The sequence below is a fragment of the Mesorhizobium sp. M2A.F.Ca.ET.067.02.1.1 genome (genome assembly GCF_004023285.1).
In the GTDB taxonomy this organism is placed as follows: domain Bacteria; phylum Pseudomonadota; class Alphaproteobacteria; order Rhizobiales; family Rhizobiaceae; genus Mesorhizobium.
In genome coordinates this window covers 1-7,129 of record NZ_RZSB01000274.1, presented here as the reverse complement: position 1 = coordinate 7,129, position 7,129 = coordinate 1, and the positions used below count along the sequence as shown (strand labels likewise).

Annotated in this window: 10 protein-coding genes and 2 tRNA genes; 6 read left to right on the top strand and 6 right to left on the bottom strand. The window is 63.4% G+C overall.

Annotation, left to right across the window (positions count from 1 at the left end; genetic code table 11):
* The first annotated feature begins 152 nt into the window (after positions 1 to 152).
* From EOA28_RS18960 to EOA28_RS18950, 3 genes are all read left to right on the top strand, one after another.
* Positions 153 to 926: an ABC transporter ATP-binding protein gene (locus EOA28_RS18960; RefSeq protein ID WP_128315149.1), complete on the top strand. Its 774-nt coding sequence runs from the start codon at positions 153 to 155 to the stop codon at positions 924 to 926.
* Positions 923 to 1,678 carry an ABC transporter permease gene (locus EOA28_RS18955; RefSeq protein ID WP_126082451.1) on the top strand — a complete coding sequence of 252 codons (756 nt, stop codon included), beginning with the start codon at positions 923 to 925 and terminating at the stop codon, positions 1,676 to 1,678. Before EOA28_RS18960 ends, EOA28_RS18955 begins: the two co-directional genes overlap by 4 nt.
* A gap of 83 nt (positions 1,679 to 1,761) precedes the next feature.
* Positions 1,762 to 2,334: a hypothetical protein gene (locus tag EOA28_RS18950; protein ID WP_245484155.1), complete on the top strand. Its 573-nt coding sequence runs from the start codon at positions 1,762 to 1,764 to the stop codon at positions 2,332 to 2,334.
* Positions 2,335 to 2,455: 121 nt separating this feature from the next.
* Here EOA28_RS18950 and EOA28_RS18945 read toward each other — a convergent pair.
* A tRNA-Asp gene (locus EOA28_RS18945) sits at positions 2,456 to 2,532 on the bottom strand.
* A gap of 219 nt (positions 2,533 to 2,751) precedes the next feature.
* Between EOA28_RS18945 and EOA28_RS18940 the strand changes: the two genes are divergently transcribed.
* Positions 2,752 to 2,827, top strand: a tRNA-Val gene (locus tag EOA28_RS18940).
* Between the two features lie 57 nt (positions 2,828 to 2,884).
* Here EOA28_RS18940 and EOA28_RS18935 read toward each other — a convergent pair.
* A complete protein-coding gene (locus EOA28_RS18935) occupies positions 2,885 to 3,841 on the bottom strand; it encodes a phytanoyl-CoA dioxygenase family protein (protein WP_127386414.1) in 957 nt (318 codons plus the stop codon).
* Between the two features lie 146 nt (positions 3,842 to 3,987).
* On the opposite strand from EOA28_RS18935, the gene EOA28_RS18930 reads away from it, so the two are divergent.
* Positions 3,988 to 4,851 (top strand): AraC family transcriptional regulator, encoded by an 864-nt coding sequence (locus tag EOA28_RS18930; RefSeq protein ID WP_127251590.1) that lies wholly within the window; start codon positions 3,988 to 3,990, stop codon positions 4,849 to 4,851.
* Between the two features lie 64 nt (positions 4,852 to 4,915).
* Positions 4,916 to 5,119, top strand: a complete 204-nt coding sequence (locus EOA28_RS18925; protein WP_126082448.1) for a hypothetical protein — start codon at positions 4,916 to 4,918, stop codon at positions 5,117 to 5,119.
* A gap of 25 nt (positions 5,120 to 5,144) precedes the next feature.
* On the opposite strand, the gene EOA28_RS38920 is transcribed toward EOA28_RS18925, so the two are convergent.
* The 4 genes from EOA28_RS38920 to EOA28_RS18910 all read right to left on the bottom strand — a co-directional run.
* Complete coding sequence (locus EOA28_RS38920; RefSeq protein WP_189342102.1) at positions 5,145 to 5,243, bottom strand: putative RiPP precursor; 99 nt, start codon at positions 5,241 to 5,243, stop codon at positions 5,145 to 5,147.
* Between the two features lie 97 nt (positions 5,244 to 5,340).
* Positions 5,341 to 6,270: a ribokinase gene (rbsK, locus tag EOA28_RS18920; RefSeq protein WP_127251589.1), complete on the bottom strand. Its 930-nt coding sequence runs from the start codon at positions 6,268 to 6,270 to the stop codon at positions 5,341 to 5,343.
* Between the two features lie 4 nt (positions 6,271 to 6,274).
* Complete coding sequence (locus EOA28_RS18915) at positions 6,275 to 6,727, bottom strand: RbsD/FucU family protein (RefSeq protein ID WP_127251588.1); 453 nt, start codon at positions 6,725 to 6,727, stop codon at positions 6,275 to 6,277.
* 78 nt (positions 6,728 to 6,805) lie between these two features.
* Positions 6,806 to 7,129, bottom strand: a 324-nt coding sequence (locus EOA28_RS18910; RefSeq protein ID WP_148670758.1) for a TOBE domain-containing protein, incomplete at its 5' end; no start/stop codon positions are given.

The window sequence follows — 7,129 nt, the reverse complement described above, 5'->3', positions numbered from 1 at the left end:
TCCTCGAACTGTCGGCCGCCGACCGGCCCAAGCTCGACGCGCCCGCCGCGTAAAGCATGATCTCAAGAGGTGGGAACCGGCTTTGGAAAAAATCATGCTCCAACTGAGAGTTAGATCAGCATGACGGTCCAATCAGACGTTGTGCTGATCTAATGCCGCACGCGATCGAAGCGCGACGGCTGGATGTCGGCTATGGCGGCCGGCAGACGGCCGTCAGAGTGCTCGCCGGCCTCGACCTCACCGTGGAGGCCGGTTCCTTCCTGTCGATCCTGGGCCCGTCAGGCTGCGGCAAGTCGACCTTGCTCAGGGTGGTGGCCGACCTGCTCGATCCGCTCGGCGGCACGATCAGCGTGCTTGGCGAGACGCCGCATACGGTGCGCTCGCGGCGCGATGTCGGCTTCGTCTTCCAGGATTCGACCCTCCTTCCCTGGCGCACGGTGCGCGACAATGTGCGCTTGCCGCTTGGCGTCGGCCTGCGCAGCCTGACACGCAAGATCGAGGATCGCAGCACGGAACTGCTTGAATTGATGGGGCTCGGCGCCCTCAGTGAGCGCCTGCCGCATCAGCTCTCCGGCGGCCAGCGCCAGCGCGTGGCGATCGCGCGCGCCCTGCTCAGCGAACCGAAACTGCTTCTGATGGACGAACCCTTCGGCGCGCTGGACGAGATCACGCGCGACCGATTGAACGACGAGCTGTTGGCGCTCTGGCGGCGCAGCGGCACGACCATCCTCTTCGTCACCCATTCGATCGCCGAAGCAGCCTATCTCGGCGAGCGCGTCATCGTGCTGGCCGCCAATCCGGGACGTGTCGTCAAGGACCTCGACATGCGGCCTCTCAAGCAGGAAGGCAATCGCTGCAAGCGCGAGGATGCGGCGATCGTCGCCGCCATGGCCGATCTGCGAACGGCGCTGGAGCGCGCATCGTGAGACAGGCGCCGCTCTCCCCGCACATGACGGCCGCGCTCCCCGTTCTCGGCGCGGCTTCGATCCTGCTCGCCTGGCAATATCTTTTGCCGTTGCTCGGCGTGCCCGCCTATATCGTGCCGACACCGACGGCGATTTTCGGCGTCTTCCAAAGGAATTTTGCGCTCCTCATCGACAATCTGCGGCCGACGCTGATCGAGGCGCTGGCCGGCTTCGTCATCGGCAATCTCGCTGCCGTGCTGCTGGCCGTGCTCTTCGTCCACAGCCGCGTCCTGCAGGCGGCCTATTTCCCGATCGTGCTCTTCTTCAACACCATCCCCATCCTGGCGCTGTCGCCGATCATCATCCTGATCTTCGGCCTCGGCATGACGCCGAAGATCGTCATCGCCGCGGTGATCTGCTTCTTCCCGACGCTGGTGAACATGATCCGCGGCCTCGATTCGGCCAGCGACAACGAACACGAGCTGTTCCGGGTGCTGTCGGCGACGCGCTCGGAGATCTTCTGGAGCCTGCGCCTGCACCGTGCTCTGCCGATGTTGTTCTCGTCACTCAGGATCGCGTCGGCCACCGCCGTGATCGGCGCCATCGTCGGCGAGTGGATCGGCTCGGACAAAGGGCTCGGCGCGCTGATCATCCAGGCGACCTTCAACTATCAGTCCGACCGGCTCTACGCCGCGATCGTTCTTTCGTCATCGCTGTCGATCGCGCTGTTCTGCCTGGTGGTCCTCGTTGAGCGGCGGATCATTAGATATTGAGCCCCGGCCGCCCGTAGGGCCGCCCGAGTTAACAATAGCCTCCGATCAGGCATTCATCGCGCATTTAATCCGCCTGCTGTAGGATGCCGCAGCACAACCAAACCGGGAGACAATTCGTGTTAAGAACTTTTCACGTCTCGATCCGAGCAACGCTGGCCTTCATCTGCCTCGTCAGCTTGGCCGCGGCCGCTACGGCCCTGTTCCCTGCCACCGCGTCGGCACAGCAGCTGCGGCGATGCGCGAATGAGGGCGGTATTTGCCGCCTGCCCTACCCCACGCAAGTGGTCTACGGCGCGCGCGGTCGAATGACCTCCCGGTTTTTCGATCGTCGAGCCGTCCCTTGCTCGAATCGCGTTTTTGGCGACCCGGCCCCCGGCCGCGAAAAGGCCTGTTATTTCGTGGCGCGTGGCGGCGGCTATGGCGATGACAATGATTACGGGGACGATGACTACGGCTCGCGCCCGGACCGCGGCGAATGGGTCGCCTGCGCCAGGGAGGGTGAGTTCTGCGATTTCCGCGGCCGCGCGATGGTCAGATACGGCGCACGTGGCCAATACACGCAGGACGTCTTCAGGAACGGCGTTCGCTGCAGCAACGACGCTTTCGGCGATGATCCCGCTCCAGGCGCTCACAAACGCTGCTACGTCAGGCAGTAGCGACCTGAGCCCTCGACAAGGTGGCGGCCCCGCAGGGGCCCCGCTGCCGCTTAATACAGCCCCGCACGCGCGTTAAATGCGCCGGATAAGCCGATTTTCCGATTGATCCTGTCAAGGATGATGGCGCGAGTGACGGGGCTCGAACCCGCGACCTCCGGCGTGACAGGCCGGCACTCTAACCGACTGAGCTACACCCGCGCACTGACGAGCACGTGTCAGGCGTGTTCGTCGTTGGGGCGGTGGATAAGGGGTTCGTTTGCAGGTGTCAAGCGCGGCATTCAAGCATAACAACAAACAGGAGAAGGTTTTTTGACAACGGCGTCGAGGCTGGGGAAATCCGCCTGATGGCGGGCGCACCGGTCTGTTCATTTGGCCTTGCGAACGCGGCCCTAACTGCTTAAAGGTCCGCGCTCAAGCGGGCGATTAGCTCAGTTGGTAGAGCGCTTCGTTTACACCGAAGATGTCGGCGGTTCGAGCCCGTCATCGCCCACCAGTCCGCCGAACAGCCGATGCAGGACGGCGGAACCGTCGCCGTATCAATCTCCCGACGTTACCAGTTCCAACTGACCACCCCCAGCAGCCTTTCGCCGAGCGGCGTCAGCTTTGCCGTCTCGGCATGCTTCTTCTCCCAGCTGCGCGGATCGCCGGCAAAGCCGGCGCGCTGCGGCGCCTCGCGTTCGCGCCAAGAGCGGATTCGCGCCTCGCGCTCGACAAGATTGCTCTCATCGGCGGGGAACTTGGAGATATACTGGGCCATTCGCACCTTGTCGTCGGACGTGTTCGGCGCCACGCCATGCGCCAGAAGCGAGTTGAAGATCATCAGGTCGCCAGGGAAGAGCTCGAGCTTCTCGATCCTGTCCTCGATCCCTCTCATATCCGGATGATGCGGATCGCGGTCGGCGGGTTGAGTCTTCACCCATTCGTCGAAATGTTCGAACAGATAGGGCACGCATTGGAAGCCGCCGATATCGCCGCCGTCCTGATGGACCAGCGAAAGCACACCCTGCACCGAGATCGGCTTGGGCTCGAGCGAGGTGTCGGCGTCCCAATGGATGAAGCCGGGAGATGCGCGCCTGCCCTTGTTGGGCGTGTTGAGGTTGGCGCGGTCGATGGCGACCCACAGATCCTCCATATCCCAGATATCGACAAAGGCATCATAGACGCGCCGCGCCATGCGGTTATCCCACAGGAACTGATGATTGTAGATCTCGACCATGCCGGCATTGTTGATTTCCTTCAGCGCATAGTCGCGCCGCTGGGTGACGTCCCGGGTCGCCGGATCGTTGGGGTCCTTCTCCTCGAATTCCCAAAGCAGTGCCTTGAGACGCTCGACATTTTCCATTGGCACCGCATCGCGCACGATCACGAAGCCCCGCCTCTGCCAGTGCGCGAAATCGGCGTCCGAAAGCACGCGCAGCGGAAGCACTTTCCTGATCTTGGACAGTTGGGTCGTCGCCCGGCTGGATGTTGGGTGATCGTCCTTAGTGATGTTTTTCGCGTGGGCCATCGATTTCCTCCTCGACGTTGTCCTGTCAAACACGAGGCTAACCGAACGGCGGACATGCATGTTGTCGCTAACAGGCACAGAATGATACTATTCTGGCGTCCATTATCATTCAAACGCCGTTCGAGGCGAATTCTCAGGGGCCGGCTGTGAAGCCATATCTGGAGAAAGTCACCGTCGCCGATGACGCCTCATGGTCGATGGTGCGGGTGCCGCGCGACCCGACCATTCCGTTCGAATGGCACCATCATCCGGAATATGAGCTGACGCTCACGCTCAACTCGCGCGGATGCCGCTTCGTCGGCGACCATGTCGGCGGCTATGACGATGGCGATCTCGTGCTGCTCGGTCCTAACCTGCCGCACACCTGGTCGTCGACGAGCAAGCTCGATGGCGGCAAGCCGCATCTGGTCATGGTCATCTGGTTCCGGCCCGAATGGGCGCGTGGATTGACCGGTCTTCTGACGGAACTGCGACCGGTAGCCGGCCTGCTGCAAAGATCGGCGCGCGGGCTGAAATTCTCGCAAGCTGCGACCGGGCGTGTCAGGGCGCGGATCGAAGCGATCTTCGACAAGCCGCCCGCGGACCGGCTGCTCGACCTGATTGCGGTGCTGCTGGCGCTGGCCGAGGACGACGCGGCCGAGCCGCTCACGGCGCCGTCCCGTTCGCCCCAGTCCACCCTCGCCTCGAGCGGCGCGCGCATAGACCGTGTTCTCGGCCACCTGCACACGCACTATACTGATGAGCTCAGGATCGACCGTGTCGCGCGCCTCGCCGCGCTCAGCCCGTCGGGCTTTCACCGGATGTTCACCCGACACACGCGGCTGACCGTGACTGAGTATGTGACACGGCTGCGCATCGGCAAGGCTTGCGCCCTCCTGACGGAGGGCGACAAGCAGATCGCCCACATCGCCGAGCAGGTCGGCTATCGGTCGCTGGCCAATTTCGGACGTCAATTCAAGGCTTTAAAAGGCCTGACGCCGCGCGAATATCGCGGCAGGTTTGCCAACTGAGGGCCTTCTCGGAACCATTTCAACCTTGTCCCGTTCAGCCCTCGGGTAAAACGGGAGAAGTCAGATGGCTGTGAGATGTCGGATTTCCATCGACGAGGAGAGGGATGTCGACGAGCTCGCTTTCCAGGAATTGCCGCGGGTCGGCGAAAGCGTGTCGATACCGGTCGAGGGAACGAACAGGGACCTCCGCGTCCTTCGCGTCGTGCATATGCCCGGCAGCGAGCAAGGCGCAACGACGATGCTGGAACTGACCAGCAGGATTCTGTAGCGCTATCCAAGCCCGATCAAGGAAATCATTCGCCCAGGACGACGCCGGAAGCGACAATCTGGGCCGTCCGTTCGGTGAGCTTCTGCCGCTTCACGAGCGTGGGTTTTTCGTACGATTTCTTCATCCTGCCGTTCCGGCGTTGCAAACCAGGAGGATGAACGCGCTCGCTTCAGGAGCGTTCCCGGTCAAGGGGCCGCTAATAAACCGGCCGAACTACGAGTTCATGCCTTCGCGAGCAGCGCCTCGACCTCTTGCAATGTCGGCATAGACGGCGCGGTGCCGGGGCGGGTCACCGAAATGCCGGCGACCCCGCAGGCAAAGCGCACGGCCTCCAGCGGCTCGACGCCTTTTGCCAAAGCGGCGGCAAGACCGCCGTTGAAGGCATCGCCCGCCCCGGTGGTCTCGACCACCGGGCCAGCATTGACGGCGCCGACATGCTCGGATCGGTCCTTGCTGTGCAGAAGCGCGCCCTTTTCTCCCAGCGTCACGATGACGGCCCCGACACCCTTGGCCAGCAGAGCGTCGGCGGCGCGGCGGGCGTCGTCGACCGACGACACCTTGATGCCGGTCAGCCCTTCGGCCTCGGTCTCATTGGGCGTGATATAGTCGCAGAGCGTGTAGATGCGGTCCGGCAGGCTCGCGGCCGGCGCGGGATTGAGAATGGTCGTCACCCCTGCCCCGCGCGCGATCTCAAGCGCCTTCAAGGCCGCGTCGATCGGCTGCTCGAGCTGGGTGACGAAGACGCCGGCGGAGCCGATCAGGCCGGCATGCGTCTCGATGTCTGCGGGGGAAATCAGCATCGCCGCGCCCGGGCTGACGATGATGGCATTGTTGCCCGTGCCTTCCTCGACGAAGATATAGGCAGCACCCGTATAGCTGGCCGGCGTGTCGATCACGGCGCTCTTGACGCCAGCATCCCTCCAGGTCTGCTTGGCCATGTCGGCAAAGGCATCGACGCCAAGCCTGGTCAGGAAAGTGATGTCGGCGCCAAGCTTGCCGGCCGCCACCGCCTGGTTCGAGCCCTTGCCGCCCGGCCCGAGCTTGAAGGAATTGCCGAGGATCGTCTCGCCCATGCGCGGCTGGCGATCGGCGCGATAGGCGGTGTCGGCGACGAACACACCGAGGATGACAACAGGCTTGCCGGCGGCCATGTCCTTACTCCGCATCCGGCGGCACGACACCCTTGCGGAAGGCAAAGCAGCCATAGAAGCGGCGCTCGCCGGTCTGGATCACGCAATAGGCCTTCTTGGAGCGCTCGTAGAAAGCGTAGCGCTCGATCGAGATCATCGGCCAGGGCTTGCCCTCGGCCGCATCGATCTCCTTCTGGACCTCCTTCTGCACCGGCGGGATCTCGTTCGGCTTGCCGACGATCTCCATGCGCGCCGCGGCATCGTTGACGAACGTATCCAGCGGATAGAGCGACAGCACCGCCTTCACCGCGTCGGCCGCCGTCGCATCGATGCGCAAGAGCTTGCCGAGCACAGTTTGCCGCGCCACCGAATCGGATGGGAAATTGGTGTCGGCGATGATCAGGTCGTCGCCATGGCCCATCGCCCGCAGCGCCTGGAGCACATCGGCATTGAGCAGCGGATTGATCCCTTTGAGCATGGTTTCCTCCCGGAAGTCTGTGTGCGGTCTGGAGCAATTCCAGGAAAGGCGGTTTTCCGTCCGGAATTGTGTAAAGATCTAAAGTCGCTTGCCGGTTTCGGCGTCGAAGAGGTGGACCTGGGCGAGGCGAGGCTTGAGCTTCAGCGCATCGCCCGGCTTGAAGTCGTGGCGCTCGCGAAACAGCGCCACCATCTCGCCCTCGCCGAAGCGCACGAACACCAGGGTTTCCGAGCCGGTCGGCTCGACAACCGAGATCTTGGCCTCGACGCCGTCGGGATGGATCTCCAGGTGCTCCGGGCGTACGCCGTAGACGACGGCCTGACCGTCCTCGCCGGCACTGTTGGCGGGCATCGGGAACGCCGTGCCGGCGATGTCGACGACCGGCTTCTCACCCTTCGACAC

Excerpts from the sequence above, each read along its gene's own strand:
- EOA28_RS18960 (WP_128315149.1), top strand. The coding sequence starts at position 153 with ATGCCGCACGCGATCGAAGCGCGACGGCTGGATGTCGGCTATGGCGGC.
- EOA28_RS18950 (WP_245484155.1), top strand. The coding sequence starts at position 1,762 with ATGCCGCAGCACAACCAAACCGGGAGACAATTCGTGTTAAGAACTTTT.
- EOA28_RS18935 (WP_127386414.1), bottom strand. The coding sequence starts at position 3,841 with ATGGCCCACGCGAAAAACATCACTAAGGACGATCACCCAACATCCAGC.
- EOA28_RS18925 (WP_126082448.1), top strand. The coding sequence starts at position 4,916 with ATGGCTGTGAGATGTCGGATTTCCATCGACGAGGAGAGGGATGTCGAC.
- EOA28_RS38920 (WP_189342102.1), bottom strand. The coding sequence starts at position 5,243 with ATGAAGAAATCGTACGAAAAACCCACGCTCGTGAAGCGGCAGAAGCTC.
- rbsK (WP_127251589.1), bottom strand. The coding sequence starts at position 6,270 with ATGGCCGCCGGCAAGCCTGTTGTCATCCTCGGTGTGTTCGTCGCCGAC.
- EOA28_RS18915 (WP_127251588.1), bottom strand. The coding sequence starts at position 6,727 with ATGCTCAAAGGGATCAATCCGCTGCTCAATGCCGATGTGCTCCAGGCG.